Source organism: Phaeobacter sp. JH20_29, from assembly GCF_048056175.1.
GTDB lineage: Bacteria > Pseudomonadota > Alphaproteobacteria > Rhodobacterales > Rhodobacteraceae > Phaeobacter > Phaeobacter bryozoorum.
The window spans coordinates 20067-40030 of sequence record NZ_JAYMWO010000002.1; the positions used below are offsets into that span (position 1 = coordinate 20067).

Annotated in this window: 26 protein-coding genes; 11 read left to right on the forward strand and 15 right to left on the reverse strand. The window is 58.0% G+C overall.

Annotated elements, in window-relative coordinates:
- Nucleotides 1-77: 77 nt before the first annotated feature.
- From VWZ85_RS01185 to VWZ85_RS01250, 14 genes are all read right to left on the reverse strand, one after another.
- On the reverse strand, nt 78-2165 hold the full coding sequence (locus tag VWZ85_RS01185) for a head maturation protease, ClpP-related (protein ID WP_416586598.1): 2088 nt from the start codon (nt 2163-2165) through the stop codon (nt 78-80).
- Nucleotides 2152-3621, reverse strand: a complete 1470-nt coding sequence (locus tag VWZ85_RS01190; protein ID WP_416586600.1) for a phage portal protein — start codon at nt 3619-3621, stop codon at nt 2152-2154. Before VWZ85_RS01190 ends, VWZ85_RS01185 begins: the two co-directional genes overlap by 14 nt.
- The gene (locus tag VWZ85_RS01195) at nt 3621-3818 is read right to left on the reverse strand and encodes a phage head-tail joining protein (protein WP_416586601.1); all 198 of its coding nucleotides are present in this window, start codon (nt 3816-3818) and stop codon (nt 3621-3623) included. The genes VWZ85_RS01190 and VWZ85_RS01195 overlap by 1 nt, the downstream gene beginning before the upstream one ends.
- 5 nt (nt 3819-3823) lie before the next feature.
- Nucleotides 3824-5977 (reverse strand): terminase gpA endonuclease subunit, encoded by a 2154-nt coding sequence (locus VWZ85_RS01200; RefSeq protein ID WP_416586605.1) that lies wholly within the window; start codon nt 5975-5977, stop codon nt 3824-3826.
- Between the two features lie 3 nt (nt 5978-5980).
- The gene (locus tag VWZ85_RS01205; RefSeq protein ID WP_416586608.1) at nt 5981-6634 is read right to left on the reverse strand and encodes a hypothetical protein; all 654 of its coding nucleotides are present in this window, start codon (nt 6632-6634) and stop codon (nt 5981-5983) included.
- 416 nt (nt 6635-7050) lie between these two features.
- Nucleotides 7051-7764, reverse strand: coding sequence for a hypothetical protein (locus VWZ85_RS01210; RefSeq protein WP_416586611.1), 714 nt, complete (start codon nt 7762-7764; stop codon nt 7051-7053).
- A 111-nt stretch (nt 7765-7875) separates the two neighbouring features.
- On the reverse strand, nt 7876-8562 hold the full coding sequence (locus tag VWZ85_RS01215) for a hypothetical protein (RefSeq protein ID WP_416586614.1): 687 nt from the start codon (nt 8560-8562) through the stop codon (nt 7876-7878).
- 466 nt (nt 8563-9028) lie between these two features.
- A complete protein-coding gene (locus VWZ85_RS01220) occupies nt 9029-10915 on the reverse strand; it encodes a phage/plasmid primase, P4 family (RefSeq protein ID WP_416586617.1) in 1887 nt (628 codons plus the stop codon).
- Nucleotides 10908-12110, reverse strand: a complete 1203-nt coding sequence (locus VWZ85_RS01225; RefSeq protein WP_416586620.1) for a hypothetical protein — start codon at nt 12108-12110, stop codon at nt 10908-10910. Before VWZ85_RS01225 ends, VWZ85_RS01220 begins: the two co-directional genes overlap by 8 nt.
- Nucleotides 12107-12415, reverse strand: a complete 309-nt coding sequence (locus tag VWZ85_RS01230; protein ID WP_416586622.1) for a hypothetical protein — start codon at nt 12413-12415, stop codon at nt 12107-12109. Before VWZ85_RS01230 ends, VWZ85_RS01225 begins: the two co-directional genes overlap by 4 nt.
- Nucleotides 12412-12711 (reverse strand): hypothetical protein, encoded by a 300-nt coding sequence (locus tag VWZ85_RS01235; RefSeq protein ID WP_416586624.1) that lies wholly within the window; start codon nt 12709-12711, stop codon nt 12412-12414. The genes VWZ85_RS01230 and VWZ85_RS01235 overlap by 4 nt, the downstream gene beginning before the upstream one ends.
- A complete protein-coding gene (locus tag VWZ85_RS01240; RefSeq protein ID WP_416586627.1) occupies nt 12701-13483 on the reverse strand; it encodes a DNA-methyltransferase in 783 nt (260 codons plus the stop codon). The genes VWZ85_RS01235 and VWZ85_RS01240 overlap by 11 nt, the downstream gene beginning before the upstream one ends.
- On the reverse strand, nt 13480-13740 hold the full coding sequence (locus tag VWZ85_RS01245) for a hypothetical protein (protein WP_416586629.1): 261 nt from the start codon (nt 13738-13740) through the stop codon (nt 13480-13482). The genes VWZ85_RS01240 and VWZ85_RS01245 overlap by 4 nt, the downstream gene beginning before the upstream one ends.
- 163 nt (nt 13741-13903) lie before the next feature.
- Entirely contained in the window at nt 13904-14200 is a 297-nt protein-coding gene (locus VWZ85_RS01250; protein ID WP_416586632.1) for a hypothetical protein, read from the reverse strand.
- 88 nt (nt 14201-14288) lie between these two features.
- Between VWZ85_RS01250 and VWZ85_RS01255 the strand changes: the two genes are divergently transcribed.
- Both VWZ85_RS01255 and VWZ85_RS01260 read left to right on the forward strand, forming a co-directional pair.
- Nucleotides 14289-14594 carry a helix-turn-helix domain-containing protein gene (locus tag VWZ85_RS01255; RefSeq protein WP_416586635.1) on the forward strand — a complete coding sequence of 102 codons (306 nt, stop codon included), beginning with the start codon at nt 14289-14291 and terminating at the stop codon, nt 14592-14594.
- A gap of 420 nt (nt 14595-15014) precedes the next feature.
- Nucleotides 15015-15716 carry a hypothetical protein gene (locus VWZ85_RS01260; RefSeq protein WP_416586638.1) on the forward strand — a complete coding sequence of 234 codons (702 nt, stop codon included), beginning with the start codon at nt 15015-15017 and terminating at the stop codon, nt 15714-15716.
- On the opposite strand, the gene VWZ85_RS01265 is transcribed toward VWZ85_RS01260, so the two are convergent.
- Entirely contained in the window at nt 15640-16278 is a 639-nt protein-coding gene (locus VWZ85_RS01265) for a hypothetical protein (protein WP_416586640.1), read from the reverse strand. The genes VWZ85_RS01260 and VWZ85_RS01265 overlap by 77 nt on opposite strands.
- 256 nt (nt 16279-16534) lie before the next feature.
- Here VWZ85_RS01265 and VWZ85_RS01270 point away from each other — a divergent pair, with 256 nt between their 5' ends.
- The 9 genes from VWZ85_RS01270 to VWZ85_RS01310 all read left to right on the forward strand — a co-directional run.
- On the forward strand, nt 16535-16894 hold the full coding sequence (locus VWZ85_RS01270) for a helix-turn-helix domain-containing protein (RefSeq protein WP_416586643.1): 360 nt from the start codon (nt 16535-16537) through the stop codon (nt 16892-16894).
- Between the two features lie 122 nt (nt 16895-17016).
- Entirely contained in the window at nt 17017-17175 is a 159-nt protein-coding gene (locus VWZ85_RS01275; protein WP_416586646.1) for a hypothetical protein, read from the forward strand.
- Nucleotides 17176-17194: 19 nt separating this feature from the next.
- On the forward strand, nt 17195-17476 hold the full coding sequence (locus VWZ85_RS01280) for a hypothetical protein (protein ID WP_416586648.1): 282 nt from the start codon (nt 17195-17197) through the stop codon (nt 17474-17476).
- Nucleotides 17477-17512: 36 nt separating this feature from the next.
- Complete coding sequence (locus VWZ85_RS01285; RefSeq protein ID WP_416586651.1) at nt 17513-17896, forward strand: hypothetical protein; 384 nt, start codon at nt 17513-17515, stop codon at nt 17894-17896.
- A 26-nt stretch (nt 17897-17922) separates the two neighbouring features.
- Nucleotides 17923-18297, forward strand: a complete 375-nt coding sequence (locus tag VWZ85_RS01290; RefSeq protein WP_416549370.1) for a hypothetical protein — start codon at nt 17923-17925, stop codon at nt 18295-18297.
- Nucleotides 18298-18319: 22 nt separating this feature from the next.
- Nucleotides 18320-18667: a hypothetical protein gene (locus VWZ85_RS01295; RefSeq protein ID WP_416586654.1), complete on the forward strand. Its 348-nt coding sequence runs from the start codon at nt 18320-18322 to the stop codon at nt 18665-18667.
- Entirely contained in the window at nt 18624-18926 is a 303-nt protein-coding gene (locus VWZ85_RS01300; RefSeq protein ID WP_416586657.1) for a hypothetical protein, read from the forward strand. Before VWZ85_RS01295 ends, VWZ85_RS01300 begins: the two co-directional genes overlap by 44 nt.
- Before the next feature lie 41 nt (nt 18927-18967).
- Nucleotides 18968-19165 carry a hypothetical protein gene (locus VWZ85_RS01305; RefSeq protein ID WP_416586660.1) on the forward strand — a complete coding sequence of 66 codons (198 nt, stop codon included), beginning with the start codon at nt 18968-18970 and terminating at the stop codon, nt 19163-19165.
- 142 nt (nt 19166-19307) lie between these two features.
- Nucleotides 19308-19964 (forward strand): AAA family ATPase (locus VWZ85_RS01310; protein WP_416586662.1); only part of this gene is annotated, 657 nt, incomplete at its 3' end.

Here is a 19964-nt window from a genome sequence, read left to right on the forward strand (position 1 = left end):
GTCAGAGTTGCAAACGACGAAGGGCGGCACATGCCGCCCTTTCGTCACATCAGTTCATGCCGGGGAAATCGCCGGGCTTACTGACCGGGAACCTTCACGATACCGCGGAACTCTGACGGAGCCGCACCGAAGATGTGACGCGCTGTCATCGTCACCTTGTCAGGGTTCATACCCTCAACGGTGCGAACCGTCGGGGCCTGATGCCCTTCGAGATACGCCACGGTGATAGGCGGCAGGTCAGACGATGCGACATACCAATCGGTGTCAGAACCGCCCTTAGCAACGGAACCGATGTGCGGCGCAACAACCGGCGTTAGCGTAGCGCGCCACGGGTTCGCATCCGACATTTTTGCCGGGGTCACGTCAGCGATGAATTTGCCTGCATCCGTTTCCAGCGCCGGGGGAACAATCAGAAGATCAGGCTCGATCATCAGGAAGTCCTCAGCGCCATCCGCAGAGCCAAAGGCTTTCTGTTCCCACATCAGCTTGCGGGCTTTGCCGACGCTCTCAGCACCAATCGCACCTGCCGGAGCAATATTCTTGTGCTTGTCGTGGAACAGCGCGGTTTTGTCAGATTTCAGCACCGCATTGGAGCGCAGCAGTGCCCAGACCATGGACGCTTCCATGAGCCGCGCGGCCATCGCAAAATCCGTGGGAATGCGATTGAACGCGCCCATGTCATCATTCATGACCGCTTCAAAAGTCAGGTTGATGGTCCGGCCACGGCGCTCGACCTTCAGGCCCTCCGCCTCATCCGCAAGGGTGGCCTCTTCATATTCACCGTTCTCGCGAACTTTCTTGAGCTGGAAATCCCCGCCAAAGCGCGCCGCATGCAACTCGCGGAAATCGCTGGCCTGCATCGGCGTGCCTGTCAGAACCTGCCAATTGGCAGTGCGCCGCTCATAGGCGGCAATCAGGCTGCGGTTCATCACTTCTGTGGTGATGTAGGCGAAATCGCTGACACCATGTGCACCGCCCATCATTGTTGTGGAGCGCATCCCACGTTGGACCTGCGCGAATGTATCGAAGCTGGAGCCGCCGCCCAGTTCCATCGCAAGGCCCCGCACCCGCATGCCACGGAATTGCTCACCCGGCCCGGTATAGTCGGACATCAGCGCCTGGATCATGCCTTCCATACGGGTTTCGGTTTCATCCTGACGCCCGCCAATGGGAGCGGCCGGCACAACGCGATCAGGCGTTGCCGCCATAAGGGTCATGAAACGTGCGCCTGCGGCTTCCACAGTGAGGCCCTGATCAATAACAGCGTCGATCTGCATCTGCGCCAACTGGCCTGCGTCACGAAACGGTGCTGCCATCGTGCGGATGGCGGTCTGACGCTGGCGCTCTGCCTGCACAGCCTGTTCAATTTCGGGCGTGCTGGTCATGGTGGTTTCCGGCGCGGCACCTTCAGGCGGCGTGACCGAGGGCGTCGGATTTAGGGTCTGCTGATTGGTATCGTTCGGCATCTCTTGAGCCTCCTGTGAAGCGGTCATACTGACCTGTGGTTTCGCACCGGGCTTGCCGCCCAATGCGCGAAAATGCTGCATGGCCATGAGGTACTGGCGATTGTGACGGGCCATTTCGGTTTGCACCGCTGCCAATGCCTCATCTTCTGGCACGTCTGATTTTGGACTGCCGGTCACGGCATCAGCAAAGCCGGTTTCTACCGCCTTCGCCGCATTCAGGTAGGTCTCGACGGTCATCATCGCCTTGACCTCTTCGCTCGAACGTCCTGATCGAGCCGCGTAGACGTCGGCATAGGTGCTGGCGAGGGTGCGAAGCCGCTCCGCCTCTGCCTCGTGCGCCTCTGCCGTGCCCCAGCATCCCCCCGACGGATCGTGGATCATGATGAACGAACCGGCGGACATTTCGATCTGGTCAGCCCCCATGATCAGCAGAGAGGCCGCGCTCGCGGCCATGCCGTTGACCAAAACAGTGACTTTGCCCGAATGGGCTTCGAACGCGGCCCGCGCGGCCTCACCTTCGAAAGGGTCGCCGCCATTGGAGTTGACCCGCACGGTCACGTCGCCGGAGAAGGACGAAAGTGCATCACGCACCATGCGACTGGAGAAGTACCCAGCCCCCATCCATTCGCAGGTCTCATGGTCGTGGATGTAACCTTCCAGAACGATTTCACCGTTCAGGATCAAATCATTGCCGTTCATTTTCCTCATCCTCTTCGATGGTTTCGTCCTCTGCGGGGCGCTGGTTTCTGTTGGCCGGAGCCGTTGCGATCCCACTTCGCTTGGCGTCTTCTTCCCGTTCGCGCGTAATCACCTCGGGGTCGTATCCAAGTTCGCGCTGTTTTCGCTGCAGGCTTGTCAATCCGGCTTCGATCTCATCGACAGCAGCGCCAATTTCCTTGGCCGGGTCGATCATCGGACGTTTCGGGGCTGTCCAGTCGATCGACTTTGGAACAGGCGCGAGACCCTTAGAGGCTTCCACCAGACGCCAGCTATCCCGCGTCCAACGCGAGACCCCCATGCAGAATTGCGTGATGATGATCGCGCGCTGCCAAATCTCGACAAAGCGATCCATCTCAATTCGGCCCATCTTGCCGGAGCTGAAATTCACCCCGCGCAGATCCCCGAAGCTCTCATAGCTGAGGCCCAACCCCATCGCGATTGTCCTGATCGCCTGATTCATGAACTCCTGATAGCCATCGACCTTTGGCGGTTCTGAGGCCGTGACTTCCTGCCCTTCTGCCAGCCCTACAATTGCGCCAGGTTCCAAACGGCTCAGCTGCGCACCGCCGTAGGTCTGGCCGTCAGCACCGGACTTGACGAAAAACGCCAGCAGAGATCCGATCTTTTGCTTGAGGATCTGCGCATCCTGATAGTCACTGATCTCACCAAGGGTGGTCATGACAGGTGCAAGCCACGGAATGCCGCGCATCTGGCCTGGGCGCTCAATCCGGCGGATGTGCAGGATCTGGTCAGCAGGAACGCGCGTGCTGGTCATCTTCCGACGCCGCCGCCACCCTACCTCGCCCGGATGTTGGTCAAAAAGGTGGTAGGCGACCGCCTTCCCGGTAGGCCCGTACTCGATCCCTTCGATCACATCGTTATCGCCGTTGCTGGTTATGCTCTCATCAAGGTGATCCACCTCCATGAGCTGAACCTGAAACGGCAATGTCAGATTTGGGTCATACAGCGTGTTGCGCATGCGGCGGCGCACAAGGATTTCGCCATCGGTGAAAACCGTATTCATCACCAGCGTCTGAAGGCCGAGGATGTCGCTGACGCCATAAGTGTCGATTGCAGGCGTCAGGAGGTGATCTTGGATAACTTCCATCGCCTCACTCGCGCGATCCTCTTGCCCTTTTTCCATGCGAACCGAAGGGCGGATTCCGGTGCCAACGACATTGCCGGAAGTCACATCCCGGCCACGCACTGCCAGGGCGCGGTTTCGCATAAAGTCCCGGCTCAGGTTGCGCAGGCGGGAGCGGCTGCCAAGTGCTGCACTGTCGGCGGATGTGCCCGGCGACTTCCACCCATATGTGCGCCGCCCTTTTGATGCCGCGTCATAGTTCATCAGAGTGTGGGCCGCACTCCGCGCCTTGACACGCGCCAACCCACGTTCCGGGCTGATTGCCAGCACCGCTTTATCAAGCCAGCGCATCAGTAACCCCGCCCCGTTGTTGCGTAGGAGATGGTCATCTCGTTTCCGCCACCAGAGATGGTGCCCTCAATATCTCGGATGCGCCGGCGCATTTCCGAGCCGCTTGTGAAGGTGACTTTTTCGCCCGCCAGCTCCACGGAAAGGACACCCTTGGCATAGGCATCCTTCAGTTTCTGCAATTGATCTTGCGAGTACATGCCTATCATCTCCTTAGAAAACTGACGAATTGCTGCGCAGGTGGTTCTTTCTCGCGCGCAGGCGCGGCGGCCTCGCCCTCGTCGACGGACAGCGCCACCGCGAATTCGTTTTGAATACCGCCTAGCGCCCACTCTGGCGGTGCTGCCCAGTCGATACGCAACAGGCCCTTGTGTTCCGCACCGGCGCGCGCCTGGACGGAAAGGTCGATCGCCTCGTTTCGGACTTGGCCGGGCTTCTTTTCCCAACCGTCCGAGGTGCGCTGTTCCGCGACAAACTCTTGTAAGAGTGCGGTGTTTTCCCGCATCCAGCTTGGCAACAGGAACGGCCCCGCACCCCCGGTTGCGCGCTTCAGCGAGACAGCCAAGGTATCCTTGAGACGGTCTGTGGCCATTGTCAGGATTCGGATCGAGCGCGCGGCCTTACCGCCGCTGCCCCGTTCCGGCTCTGCATACTTGATGCGGAATGGAACCTTGAATTTGCCCTCACCTCGCGACACGCGCCAGATATGCCCTTCGTCCTCCTTGCGGCGGCGCTTCAGGAATTTCTCTGCGTTGTCACTGACGCCGGGTTCACCGTGGAAATCCACAATGCAGTGAACTGGCTTCAGGCCATAATCCTCGCCCTCGATCGGCACCACCTTTTGCGCCAACCCATCCAGGACCTTCCAGTCCTCGGAGTATCGCGCAGGCTCCAACCGGCGGATCTCATCGCCGCTGCCACGGTTGGGGGCATCTACGGGCGGTTGCGTCAGGTCGAACCGATCGACAACCTGAGCCTTTCCCTCTTCTCCAAATGCAGTGATCTGGACAGGGAAGTAAGATCCCTGAACGTCAACAGTGATCACGATAAAGCGGGTCCACGATGGGGCCACGCCACGCTCTGCCTCGCGCAGGTTATCCTTGAGGAACTGGACAGTCAGCTCGCCCTCTTTCTTGTCGACCTTCCTGTGATAAGGGACGCCCACATCGGTGTAATAGTAGCGGGCAAGGGCAACCTCATCGCCGAGCCTCGCGAGGGCATTCTCTGCAACCAGACGCCGTGAAATCAACTCTGACCATTTAGCAAAGGTCGCCGCTGCCCCGTTCAATGCCCAGGATGCAATCTCGGATCCGCGAATGCGGCTGTCATTCAACGGCACCAGGCCGCTACCGTCTTCGGTCTCATGGAGCCAACCGCCGCGACCCGCCAAGGCGGCGCGGTTCAATTCGGTCTTGTGCTGAGGTCCGACGTACCCACCACAATGCGGGCAAACCATCACAGCTGTCTCGCCTGCCGCTATCGGCGGCAGATTTTTGTCATATTCCAACCGCTCTACGGTAGGTTCGTACAGCTCTTTGCAGTCACGGCATTCCCAATACCATCGACCGCGCGTGCCCTCATTGTAGAGCAACACAATCCCATGTTTGACCGGGGGCAGCTCATGCGGGTGCTGCTCAGCGGCCTCCCACTCTTCATCTGTAACAGGCCACGCCGGGGTGCTTTCCGCGAAAACAAATCCGCGACTGAGGTACGTTTTAACCCGCTGTTTTGCCATGTCGAAAGACGAACCCTCAGGCGCGTCCTTTCTGACGCCCAGCTCTGGCGGGAAGTGGTCATAGTCGGTCAGAGCAACCAGCTTGTACTTTGCCGAGGACAGCCACTGCGGCGTCGGATACCCAAGCATCAACCGCATGCCCAGGAAACGCTTACGGCTGAAGGTGTCATCATCCCGCCCTTTGCCGAGCCGCTTATAGACCTCCGGGCTGTTGTGAATGACAGGGTTAAGGGATTCCTCAACCCATCGGTCCCGGCTGGGCCTATCCATGTGCATCACCAACGTCGGCGACGGATCGCAGATGACCGGATGCAGCGCCGTGGTGATCAAAGCCATGGTCTTGCCGGACTGCGACGGCCCCACAAACGCGCCGCCCTTGTAAAGACGTGATTGGATCGTGTTGGCAGGCTCGACCATGTAGGGCGTGACGTCAGGGTCGTAGTTCTGCCAGACCCCGCGCGCCTCCACCCGAACATTCTGCTGGGCACACTCGATCGGCGTGATGCGGCTGGGAGCGTCCAGGATCGGCAGGCAATCTGCCAGCACTTCACCCGCTTTAGCATGCGGCGGCAGTGGGGGCAGATCCATGATCTGTCCCAGCGCATGATCTCGATTTTCCAGCATGGCTTATTCCGCGAGGGTGTCACGGTCTCCAAAATCAATGATATCGGCGGTCTGATATCCGTGCCGTTCCAATTGCAGTCGCAATTCATCCAGCAGGCCATCGGCATAGGTCTGGGCCTTGTCCGCTTGGCGGGGGCTGAGACTGAATTCCTGTTCCAGCCAGTCCGGCATATTAGTGATGGTTCGCCGAACCGTGCCCAGAAGCTTTTCCATGATGTCCTGAACATCACCGCGCTTGACCAGATCCCCGCGCTGCAACGCTGCCTTGTCGCGCAGGATTACGGCCTCTGACCATTCACGCACCTCTTTTGCCGAGAGCGTGTTATCAGCTGCGGCCTCATCATCCTCACCGACAAACAGCATGGCCTTTTGCGCTGCACTGCTGGCCTTCGCCTTTACAGCCGCTTGATCCTTTCCCTCTCGCCATTTGCGCCAAGCGTAGCAATGAGAAAACCGCAGCTCGTAGGAGCGACCATTTCCGCCGGGGTTCTCGACCGGCATCCCGGCATCGATCCACTTGTTGACCGTTACCGTGCTGGTGTTCATGGCCTTGGCCATCAGCTGGATGTTGTAAACCTCATCGTCAATCCCGTCTGGCAACGGGTAGCGTGAAAGATCAATCACCTCCCCGCTGTCCAACGTGATCAATTCCGTCATCGGTCTATCTTTCTCACTTGCTCAGACAACGATCAGCCAAGGGCCGATCTGCACCCAGAAGCCGCCGAGTGTTTTGCTGACACCCACTCCGAAGGCCAAAGGCTCAGGGGATTTGAGTAGCTTCATCGCTTTCTCTCCGTTCTGGATTTGAAATGCTGCCGCCGAAAGAAAGAGATCAATCGGTCGCGGGATCGCCGTGCCCGCAGATACTCGACCATCCAAATGCCTTTGCGCGCGTGGATGCGTCGGGCATCTGAATAGGTCAGAGCCATGTTGGGCCGGATCATCATGCCAACGTCCTCCGCTCAAACATCAACAAGAACCACAACCCAAAGCATTGAAAAACAACAAACACTTGAATGGATCGGGGTGCGAATTACCCGCGTGCAGCCAATCCCCAGGAAGGACCCAAGGGCCTATCGACGGGTGGCCATCGCTTTTTTGAAGGCGCGCCTGAAGTACATCGGGAACCGGCTCTCAAACACCTGCTCAGCACCATCATGGAAGCCAAGCCGCTCCGAATAGCTCGGCAGGCTGTCCAGAAAGTTGGCGATCTTCACAACCTTTTCCCGCTTCCCCCTGCCCGTGCGCTTGTAAATACCGGGCGTCAGCTTCGAACTCTTTTGCGGCACGAAATACGCGGCGCGCGATCGGTTGCGGGCCGCGCTGTCTTTGGTGGTGTTGGCCTTGTACCCGGTTTCGCTCCAACCCTTGATGGCCGAGATCGCTTGATTGCGCTGGCCCGGTGCCCAGTTGCCGAAGCGGTTGCGCTTGGCACCAGCCGCCGGGGCGATTGCGGCTAAGATCCCGTCATAGGCCAGCGAGGATGAAAGCATCCGCTCCAGACCAGTCTTTGGCCTGCGCCCGCCGCGTTCCTGCACCTTCAGATAGTGCTTGCTGCCTACCGATGGCCGCTCTTGCACCTTGGCGACCAGGTTGGATTTCTTGGCCCGCCACACATGGAACGCATTCTTTGTGAACCGCGTCGGCTCATCAAAGACCACCTCCATCCGGTGCTGGATATGCTCCAGCACTTCCTGTGCCGTGTCATTCAAGGCCCACGCCGTTGCCATCGGCAGTTGCTTGCGCTGGATTTCATCAGATCCCTTGATGAAATCGCTGGTGTCCATGTGCAAACTCATATCAAGCCCGGACATCGACACCCCCAAAACGCAAAGCGCCCGAGGCGGAGTCTCCGCTTCGGGCGCACATGTGGTGACTGCAATATGTCAATGGGGGCATTATTTCGTCAAGCTGATTTCTCCCCATGGTGTGCGGGGAGGCATGCGATCGGTGACGGTGAAGGCCGTCAGATGCGTTATTTGCAAGGCGCTTTTGAGATCCAACAATGCGCCATACCAATTGAGATAGAGGCGGCGCGCGCGCCCGATTTGTCCAGCAGTAGGCCGAATCACCACCGGGCAATAGAGTGTCTTCTCGGTGACCACCCGACCCTTGCGGTTGATGCGCTTGTGATTTGGCCAGCCTTCACGGCCTAGCTCTGCTGCGTCATTGGTTCTTGCGCGGACACCGAACTGGTTGGTTGTGGTTTCGATCGGCACCACCTCCGCCTTAAGATCCCACTCTGGCATCCGCCCTGCGCGGGCTAACTCGGCAATGGTGGTGGCCATGGCCCAACCGCCGCAATACTCCGGCAGCACGGCCAACGTGCCCGCCACGATCTCAGCGTCATGGTGCGCCGATGACCGGCCACCGCCCTGCACACGGCATCCTAACCGGGCGATCTCTACCATCTGATAAATCGGGTCCACGTTGATCCGGCTTTCAACGCCCGTCGCTTCCTCTTGCCGATCAAGAGAAACGCATTCCCGCTGGAACGCCCAACAGATCAAACCCCAGACATCGATTTCTTGTTTTCCAACCTTTCGGCCCGTTCCCATCGGAAAGCTCTTGCCCTGAACTGTCATCTGTTCACACCGTTTTCTATATTTTGTTGAATTCTCAAAGGAGAATACGAGATGTTGATTGTTGTATGGATGAACGGGGCAGACGGGGCAGAACACATCGAACCGGGGCAGAACCCAGCAGAGAAATGAAACCCAGCAACCCTATGTAAACGAATGAGAAAAAGGCGGGGCGGGGCACGCGGGGCAGATAGGGCGCAAAAGATCACCCTACACGTAAAGCAACCATTCCCCAGACCCCGGACTTTACGCGCACACACGTAACCCAGAAATTTGCGCCCCAAGCGCCCCGCCCGCCCCAACCGTGGGATATGGCCCTGTCTTGAAACAGGAAAATCACAGTTCGCCACCGGGTAAACCTGCCCCGTTTTGGGGCAGAAATCCGAGACCTGCCCCAAAACTCTTCGAAGATGACCAAAGGGGTGCGGGGTGCGGGGGCGCTGACGAAGCGGATATTCTGCCGCTACCATCATTCCGGAAAATCGTCCACGGCTGGATGGGCGTCTACGGGTTCATCATTGCGGAGCTGAGGCAGGCCCTTTTGGTCTCTGGGGGCATACTTCAGCTTCTCCTGAAACTCAGTGGTCAGCCGAACGCCGGTATATCCCCAAGTGCCGTTCCGTTTGTGGCGCGTATAGGTCTTGCCTGTAGCCGGGTGCCTGTATTTGCCGTTTCGCTCCTTCAGCTTCCTCTGCAGATTACCCGGCTGCCAGGCATGAGAGGTGTTTTCCAACAGGTACAGGTAACAGGCATCAACGAGCGTGCGCGCAGACAGGAAGTCAGATCCGCCGGTCATGTCGCAGGCGGTGGCAAGGAAATCCCCAATAGGATCGCTATCCTTACGGTATTGTTCTGTAGCATCCGAGACCTGCGCAGGCTCCTGCAGACCGCTTTCCAGATAGTCCAGCAACCCATCGATCATCCAGTTCAGGATGCCAGATCGCTCCTCATCAAACAGCTTGTCACCGAGCTTTTCATCGCGCTCAGTTTCCGGGATCTGGACGTCAAAGGGGCAAAGCAGTGGTCGCCGCCAAATGCCGTCATCCGTGCCCCGAATTTCCAGCTTGTGGTTGCCGGTAAAGGTCAGCTTGAAATAGGGCGTGAAGGCCACGAAATCGGAATGCAGGTTGCGCACCAGCATCTCATCGCCGCCGGTCATCTCTTTGACCTTCTGTTCCTGCAGGCGCTCCCCCTCTTCGGGTTCGTTTGTGATCGCGGCCCGCGCGCCAATCAGCCGCATGAGGTCCGGAGTAGCGTCGGACCCTGACTTGCGGTTCTTCCCGGTCAAACTTTCGATCCGAACCATCGTGGCATAGTCACCCATCATGCGGCGCATGAGATTGGCCAGCAGTGACTTGCCGTTAGCCCCCATACCGTAGCAGTAGAGGAATTTCTGAATGGGCATCGCCGTCATCGACAGACCGAACCAGCGCTGCAGAAACAGACGCATATCCTGATCGGGCTGAACCCGCGCGAGAAACGCCTCAAACCTGGGGCATTTGGCATCAGGTTCATACTCGGCCGGCATCATCTTGGTGATGTACTGGGGGCGGTTGCGCCCCTCGATCGTCACGGATCTATCATGGGGTAGCAGGGTGACACTGGCCTGTTTACCGCCCCCCTCATCGCGCATGTCCAGCACACTGAAACGTAGGATTCCCGTTTCAGTGTTGACGGTCAGAGCATCGGCGTCGAGATCCTCAACATCGCGGTGCAACGTGGTGACAGCCTCTCCCAGCATATTCTTGATGGAATTGCTGTTGCCTGCCGATCGGGCAAAGGTCTTGTGCCTTTGCCGCGTCGATCCCTTACCCCAAAGTTCGCTGTTCAGCTTATCCTTTTCAGACGCCAGCTCCTGCCGTTTTTTCAGCCGCTCTTCGTCCGACAACTCGGCATGGATGCGATCAAATTCGCGCAGTTCGAGGCGCACAGAATCCAGCTTATCAACCCGCCGTTGCTCAGCAGAGTTAAGCTGCAGATAAGGAATCTCTTTCTCGATCTGTTCGTGAATGTTCTGGGCGTGTCGCCGCACAGCGATATTGTCCGGATCCAGCTTCCAGCGCTTGCCGTCCCAGACGTGCCAGCCGACACGCGGAACATAGATCGCATCGTTGCCGCAGTAGAGCGCGAACCGCTGACCGTTTCCGGTGTCATTCAGGGGCAGAAGTGCCCCGTTCATTTCCGGCGGTGACGGGTCCGGGGTGCGGGGATCCTGATCAGCGGGCGGGGGAAACCGATCATCGCCGCAGTCGCTTTCATCCGCCGCAACAGGCTCCGGATCGGCAGCGCCCGCGCCAGCCTCGATCCGCTCTTCCTGATCCCATAGCGCCCGAATACCACCCAAATCATCAGTCATCGGTGTTCGTCCTGTTCTTCTTTTTCTTAGCCCGCAGCACGTCGTTCATGTCCAACCCAGGCGGGGCGCTGACGATGCTGATTTCAATCTTGGGGTACACATGGCGCGCACGACGCAGCCCACTCATCAACAGCGCACGGGTCGCCTCCGGATCGCTGTCACCGTCCTGGACAAAGATCAGGCGCTTCACCCAGGGCGGCGGCACCCACGCCGGTTCATCAATGTCCAGTTTCGGAATGCCGGACGGGACGCCGCGCTTGCTGCTGCGTTCCATCTTGCCCGCCATATTGCCAAGGCTGACCCCGGCCCAGGCAGCAGCAGACCGATATCGATCAGGTCGCGCCAGCCAAGCAGAGAGCAGCGTCTCGACACCTTCTGCGCAAATCATGGTGTCAGTACCCTGCGGCGTAATGAGGGGGATGAAATTGCCTTTCATGCTGCCCAGCACCAGTTTCGAATTGACCTGTTCGCCTTCGAAAATGATCACCGCCTTGTCATGTGGGGGCTGCGGATTGATCCACGTCTGATGCACGGCCATGACGCTATTCGTGGACCAGTCAACGATCGGACAGATCATGCAGGGACCGCTATGCGGCACATGACGGACCCATTTCTGATCGCCTTTGACCCCTTCTTTGCGCCAGATCTCATAGGGATGATCTGGCAGGAAACGAACCGGCAACGCGCTCACATCAGACGGCAGGCCGCGCGCTTCGAAATAGCGACCCACCATCGCCCGATCATGGCTCCCTGCGTCCTGCCAGATGTAACGCGCGGCATTGATCTTGCGTTGCCGATAGGTGTTCTGCCGCTTGGCCTGCGCGCGCGCTTTGCGCTCTGCCTCATCGCGCAACCGCTGGCGTTCCTCTGGATCGACGTCGACCTGTTCACCGCACAACCAAGACAGCGCGTCCTTAAAGGATATGCCCTCTTTCTGCTGAACCAGGTGAATGACATCGCCGCCCACCAGCCCGCATTTGCGGCAGAAGAAGGCTCCGGAGACCAGATTGATATTGAACCGATCCGGTGGGCCGCTCTTTGGGTTATGGCCAGCGTCACCGCAGGCAATGCACGGGCCAAACATCTCATCCCGGCGGCGGTTTTCTTTCAGGTCAAACACATTCAGGCGCTCAAGCACCTCGCGCACTGATAGCTGTTTGGCCTGATCAATCCGGGGATCATCGGGAAAACTCATGCCTTCCCCCTGCCCTTCAGCCATTCATCAATCAGCGCATTTGCAGCCAGCGCGTGGTAGTCAACCACAGCCCTGTAGAGCGCCAGCTCGGCGAGTGATCGGGAACGGGCCGTACTGGCATGCACCAGCCGTTCGGCGGCGCTTCGCACAGGAGCCACCGGGGCCGTGCAGACATAGCAGTCGGGCAATAGCTCCCCCAAGCGCTGCACCAACAGCTCATCGTCGCGGGTCGCTACAGTGACAAAGGCCAGCCGGGTACAGATGCTGATCAGCGCCCTCTGGGCGATCTTGGCTCTTTCACTCATTGCAGATCCGCCCTGTTTTGCCAGTCGTATGTCTGCAGCTCACCGCCCAGCTGATCCGCATAGGTCTGGACCGCCTCGGCGAGATCCTCGCCTGCCTTTTTGCGATTGACGCGCACGGTTTTGAGGAAGGTGATGGTTGCGGCCTTCATGATGCCGCTGATGAGGTCACCGGCGTCCAGCTCCAGCGCCAGCGTTGCCAGCCGCCACATATCGCCCTGAATGGCCTGCCCACAGCGCGCCCGATTGGCGACGACATAGGCATGCAGGCAGAATTCAACCTTGGGATCATGCGGCATGGGCCAGCCCCCGGATGTTATTGGCCAGCCGGTCCCGATCCCACGCGGCGCGCACCTGGGCGAACCCGTCAGCATAGGCCGCATGGACGGCCTCGCAGGCGAGATCAAAGAACCGCGGTTCCAGCTCCACCCCGATCGCGCGCCGGCCAAATGCCAGGGCGGCGATCAGCGTGGCAGCACTGCCCGCAAAAGGATCAAGCACCAAGCCGCCCAGATCGCTGGATTGCAGCACATACAGCGCCATGAGCGAGGTCGGCTTGGCGGTCGGGTGCCAGTGGTTTTTCGGGGCGGCGCAGGCAAAACGTGTCTTGGCACCGCCATCGGCGATATGGCGCGCCCTGCCCTTCCACAGGTAATGCGTGAATTCCTGACAGCGCAGATAGAACGGTTGGCGGGTAACTGCCCCCTTGTCCCAGGTTAGCAGCTCATGGTGTTTGAACCCGCCAGCCTCAAACGCGATCTGAGACTGCGCGACGTGCTTCGAATTGGTCATCACATAGGCGTCGGCATCCTCTTTCAGCGCCGCGAAAATCGGCGCTGGCATCTTCGACCAGGGCAGCACCTGCATCAGGTCACCCTTGTTGTCGTATCGATCCGGGTGAAACTTGCCGCGCATCGTGACCTTGCGAGATCCGCCCGACGTCAGACGATAGGGCGGGTCGGTCGCGCATAGATCGGCTTTTTCTTCCAATTCGGGGAGAACCGCGCGCATATCGCCCTGATACAGGGTGCAGTCGCCGATCACTTCCTTTGCAACCCACGCCGAGGTCATGAGCGCACCAACAGATCTAGGGCTGCGAGGTTGTCATCGACCGGCGATATGAAATCACCGGCGCGGCGTCGGCTGGCAGAATTGCTGCGCGCCGTCTTGCGGTACATTGTGGACCACCCGCGCGCCTGTGCAATATTGCGGCAGGTGGCCTGACTGGCGTCGGCAAAGCTGGCCAGATCGGAGAGGGTGCAGTCGCCGCCCGTGGTCTGGATCAACCAGTGGATCTGATAGGCGATCCGCTCGATTCTGATGTTCATTTGCCCTACCACTGCAAAAAGGGGCGCGCCGGGTGATCAGCGCGCCCAAAGTCAACGAGGGAGTGAATGGGGGCCACCTGCAGGCGCGCCTGCCCCCGGTCAGCGACGGGAAGAGGATGACTGGCCTCATCGCCTGCGGTGTTAGAAAGGTCTGGACTGCGGGTCATTTCGGCAACGCCTGCCCACACTGCGGGCAGATATCGTCAGTTGCAGTTGCGCTGCCTTCGGGTGCAGGGGCCGGATGGTCATCCATGTAATCCCACACACGGACCATGACGTCTAATCCGGGTAGGTTGCCCTCCTCAAGCCTCGCGATCAGATTTGGGTTCTTTGCGGCCAGCACGCCGAAATATGAGCGCCCTTTTTCAGAGCGCCCAGTGGCTATTAGATAGTCAAACACGTCTTGCGCGAAATTCTCACGAAGGCGTCTGAGTTCTTTTCGGACTGATGCGTAGCTCATAAGCGAACGCTTATAGCTTTTTAGCTATCTGAGCAACGGAAACATTTCTTACCGTGCGCTGCCTATTAGCTACTGCTAAGGTGTGCGCATGAATGCACCAACCTTTGACCCAGAAGCCATGCGGCAACGCATCAAAGATGAACTGAAGCGCCAGCGGCGCTCTCAGTCAGACGTTGTTGAAAAAGCCGGTCTCGGCCATGGCTATCTGACGAATGTTCTTAGCCGAGGGCAAATGCCATCGGTCGACAAACTGCATGCGCTCTGTGACGAGCTGGGCGTCTCCGTAGCCTGGATTATGTATGGCGTAGAGATGCCTCAGGACTTCGATAGGGTTTTTGATCTGATGCAGAAGGATCCGAAGAGATTCTACGCGATGCTTGCCCTGTTGGAGTGATCTGTTCGATCATCTTGACCAGCGTTCCTGCCTCTAAATGCGCCGCAAACTTGTCTACTGGCATAGAGCCTTGGTCGACGTCGGGAGCCTCTGTGTAATCGTCTCTCAATGTTCGCTCCCAATTTCGCTAATCAAATATGTGACGCCTCCCAGCACCTCGCCCGCAACTTCGCCCAACCAGCTATCGCTGTAAACTCAGTAACAGCAAAGATTTTTTGCTGACGAACGCCTGTCGCCCCCACAACCATTGGAAGTTCTTGCCAGCGGCGCACTTAACCTATTGGAATATATGGGCTATGCGCAACCTACTCTTTTACCGTTACAGGCCGTCGTAAAAACTACAACTGAAAGCTTATTAACTACTTGACTATTCGCGTTGGAAATTTAAATTTCCAACATCTTTCTTACTCGGGTATTTCGATGACAGATTTTTCTCTTCAGGTGAAGTTCACCGAGCGCTTTCAACGAGCGTTCAAGCGCAGCGGGTTTACAAGCTTCAGCGAACTGTCGCGGGCAGGCGGTATGTCACGCCCTGTCACTCAGAAGATCCATTGTGGGGGCTTTAACGATTCACCTAACGGTCCCGGCATTTTCGGCCTTAAACGTTTGGCTGATGCTATGGGGACAAGCGTGGGGCACCTTTTGGGAGAAGATATAGCCATCGACGTAGAATCTCAGGCGTTCTTCAATGGTGCCGGGAGAAGCAAGGGAACAATTGAGAGGTTGATGGAAACCCACTGGCGTGGAGCTGGCAGGTACGAAGCTTTTGATAAACTGATCGAAGATTGCGATGTATATCAGATCCCGACTGAGGGCGACACCGCCCCTGTAATTACCCGCGTCGGTCGGAGAACACTCTTTGCTGGTCGACTTGGCGGCCCGTTCGTGAGGGACGCACAAGCCGAACTCAACAACTTCCCCAAAAGGAAACGGGAAGACGTGCTAGAGTTTCATCGAAAAGTTGTTAGGGACAAAACTGCAATCGGGAACGCATTTCTGGAACATGACATGGTCACACGCCCAGCCAGAGTCTGCGCCCCAAATATCAGGCTTGGACTTCTTGTCGAGGATCATCGGGGCAACTCTCTAATCCTGATTCACGCGGCGCCAATTCCCGCGTAATAATCTCAAAATAGTGCCTGTCGTCGCGCGCCTCACGATAAACGATGATTTCACTTTCATCCCTGGCCTGCGGTATCACCCCCCAACGCAACGGGTGATACACACGCTTATCCAGGCCATTCAAATCCGCACTGCCACGTTTTACATCCTGCATCCTCATGAAGCTGTAGGTGCAATCGGCTTTAAAGTGCTGCGATCCGATATAGTTGGCAACAACTAGGAAGTAACGCCTGTGGATCTGGCTCAAACCAGCGCCAGATCGAGAGAACAGGTCGCCCAGATAGCAAACTCGGCCTGTCAATCGCGCCGATACCTCCGGGGTGACAGCCGACACGGCATCAGGCCCGTATCCCCGAGAAAAGGCTCTGACAAGGTGCCCTGCGGCATCACTCCCGACCACATCCAACCTACCACCTCCGACGATCAACGGGACGCCTGCGCGAGAGGCAATAAGCCAGAAGTAGTTGTTCGGCGTGAAATCGTTCTTTTTTGGATCAAGCCACGGTGTAAGGTATGGCTTCCCGATCTGCGCTATTGAATCGTGGATCTCTGCCTCATCCACGGTCACCCTTAGGGTTATGCCTTTCTCCGCGAGAGCGCGCCGACTCTCAGACGCTGCGGACAGTGCCGCCCAATAGTCTAGTTCCTGTCTCATCATACCTCGCATCGTAGTCCTGTGTTCATTTTGGTGAATGCTTTTTTTATTTGCGCATAGCTTTTTAGCAATTGCACGTAGCTAAAAAGCATAGTAGCGATAGCTAATAGATCGCAGCGGGCAACCCCGCGCTAACATTCAACTGCCGCTTGAGGAGAGTATCATGAGCCACCCGGTTGATATCCATGTTGGAAAGCACATCCGCAAAATTCGCTGGCTGTCCAAGATGACACAGTCTGAACTCGGTGAGGCTGTCGGCATCAAATTTCAGCAGATCCAGAAGTATGAAACTGGTGCGAACCGGGTCAGCGCCTCCCGCCTTTTCGACATTGCAGATGTACTCGATGTTCCGGTGGAAAGCTTCTTTCCTCAGCGCGCGGGCCGCGGATCGGCGGAATTCAGCGCCGATGAACTCAACCTGATCCGCGCGTATCGGCAGACAACCGACACCGGCCGGCAGTCGCTCAGCAACATCGCCGATAGCATCTGCAACAATCTGCCGGTGGATGTCGCAGCAGAGTGACCCCTGCACCGCAGCCGCAGCCGCAGCGCTGCGATCGAGGCGCGGCCACCCACTCACGGACCTGCCGCCGCGCCTCACCCTACCCTGTCGAATTCACGAAGCAGCTACCGATGGAGATCCACATGGAATTTGCACTGTTTGCCCTGCTGACATTCATTGGCGCCTTTAAAATTGCCGCCGAAATCCGCGCCTGCGAATACGAGCGGACAATCACCGGCCCTGCCCTCCTGATCTGCGGCCTGATTGGCATGGCCATCACCGCGATCGATGCACTGATCTGAGCGCAGGAGGCTGCATCCAATGTTGGAAACATTCACAGACAGCAAGATCCGCGCTCTCGATAACATGCGCGCCAAGGATAAATTCAGGCTTCGAAACCCTGCAACAGGCGAGTTTCTGCACATGTCAGGGCAAACGCCGACCAGTTCCACCGCTTACGCATGGCTGGGCTTCAGACACCAGGCCGACGAACTGCAACGCCGCGCCCTTGCAAGCGGTCAGGATTGGCCCTTCGTGACCATCCACAGGAGTTTGATCCGCGACGATCAGCAGCCGGGACAGCCCGACCACGTCGAAGCCTAATCCTAATCTCAGCCCAATAACATCCCCGGAGGCCCAATGGTTGCCTACAATTTCCAGCCACAGTTTGCCGAAGCGGTCGAAAACGGCAGCAAGCGACAGACCATCCGCGCGCGCCGGAAAGATGGCCGACACGCGAAGCGCGGAGACAAGCTCCAGCTCTATACCGGGATGCGAACCAAGGCATGCCGAAAGCTGAGAGACGCTGTATGCCACGACGCGTGCCCAATCCTGATCGAAGCCGATAAAATATGGACCTTCGAGCCGCAGGAAGTGCACACCGACCTTGACGCATGGGCGAAGCGCGACGGCTTCGCGACATGGCCAGAGATGCGCGCATTCTTCGAGCAAGCACATGGCCTGCCCTTCACCGGCGTCCTGATCAGTTGGCTTGTGCCGCTGGAAGATCGCCAGCCCACCTAACCGCCACCCCTTTGATGGAGATCCCTATGAGCGAACAAGTCAAACTGCCCATCAAGTCAGCCCGTGACATCGCCGAAACCCATGGCTGGGATCAGGTGATCGTAGTGGCGCGAAAAGTTGGCGATGACGGTTTTGAGCATGTCGTCACCTATGGCAAAGACGCTGCCCATTGCGAGGCCGCGGCGCGTGCCGGAAATGCTATCAAGCACCACCTGATGAAGTGGCCGTGCTCCCTCTTCGACAGCGCCCTGCGGATCTTGGGCGTTGGGCGTGATGGCGAGAACCCAAGGGCGCTATCCGTGACCCTGAATGCCGAAGCCTCTGACCTCGACATTCGCATGGTTCACGACCTCCTGACACCGCCAACCTATTCACCAGCCGCCGTAGAGCGCGGCGCTTAATACGCACCACTAGGAGAACACCATGGCTGATCATCCCGAAGGACCGGAGTCCGAAGCCATAGAGGCGCTGCGCCTCAAACTGCTCCCCCTGTTGACAGAAGCCATGCACAACGGGATGCCACCTAGTGATGCAGCAAGCGCTGCAGTGGCCGCAGGGGCGACGGTTTACGCCGTCATGACAGGCGGCATTAAGCCGGGCATGGAAGCCGATGCAGTCCAGGTGTTCGGCACTTGGGTTGTCGACAACATCAGCGCCGCAAACCAAGAAGGCTGGCCCGCTGGGATTGATCAGCCGTGTGCCCAGCAAACCCCGCTAGGAGGAAACTATGAACCACCGGGAATATGCGCGCGAATTGATCGAGACGATTGACGCCTATCGCGCCGGTGAAGTTCGCACCGAACAAGCCAGAGAGCTGCATTCCGCCGTGTTCGAAGCAGGCATCTTTGCGGCACAGGCCTTTCAGGTTGCGCCCAATGGCGGAGCTGATGTTGTCGCACTGGCACGCACATTTCTGATCGCCCTGTCCAACCCGACCGACGCGCAGCTCGACTACCTTAGGGCGGATCCAGCCGCTGGCGCCGTGGCGCGCGATGCAGCCGCTCAGCTCGGCAAAATTACCAATTTCTAAAACCGCCAACCCCGAAACGCACCCGCCCAGGAGAATCATCCATGACCATCAAGATTTCTGGACTGATCGCTTGTCTGAAAGCCGCCCAAGATAAATACGGCGATCTGCCGATCTACACCACCGACAGCGATATCAAATCGCTGGGCGTCCACCCCTGCTGTGATGGCGTGCAGACATTGTCCGATGATGCTCCTGAAGTTCCAAACGAACTCGTTATCGAATTTGTACCCTGCGACTAAACGCACCCCTTGCCCGGACAGGTGTGACAGCTGTCACACCCTACACCACAACCCCAAAGAGACTTGACTTAGGTTTCAGAATCGTTGTTTCTGATTTCGGGTGTCGAAATTAACTAAAACCAGAGCAGAAAAAGAGCACCGGATGGATTTGATGAAACCGATTGAGGCAAATGCGCTTGATGATCTGGCGCTGCAGATCTCAGAACGGATGACGAACGCTGTCAAGGGGCACCTGCTGCAGGCTTTTGCACCTGACATGACAAAGACCCTGCGGCTGTTCTCAGTTCCTGAAGCCGCAGACCTTTTGAACACCACTCCCCAATTCCTTCGCAAGTGCCACAGCGACGGGACACTGCCGGAGCCTGCCGAACAGCGTGGCACGCGCAAATATTATTCCGCCGAAGAGCTTTGGTCTTTCCGCCAGATCCTGGAAAAGAAATCCAGCACACCAGGCCGGTATCTTCCATGGAGAAGGGAAGGGGAGGCGCTGCAGGTCTGGCAGCTGATGAACTTCAAGGGCGGTTGCGCCAAGACCACCACCACCGCCCACATTGCGCACTATCTGGCCCTCAATGGGTTCCGGGTGCTGCTGATCGATATGGACCCGCAAGCATCCCTAACCGGCATGTGCGGGCTGGATCCGCATCAGGAATTCGGCGCAACAACGATCTATGACGCGATCACGCATAATGATCCGGTGCCCATGTCCGAGGTGATCCGCGAAACCTTCATGCCTGGGCTACACATCGCCCCTTCCCAACTGATCCTCAGCGAGTTCAAAATGGAAGCGCGGGCAGAC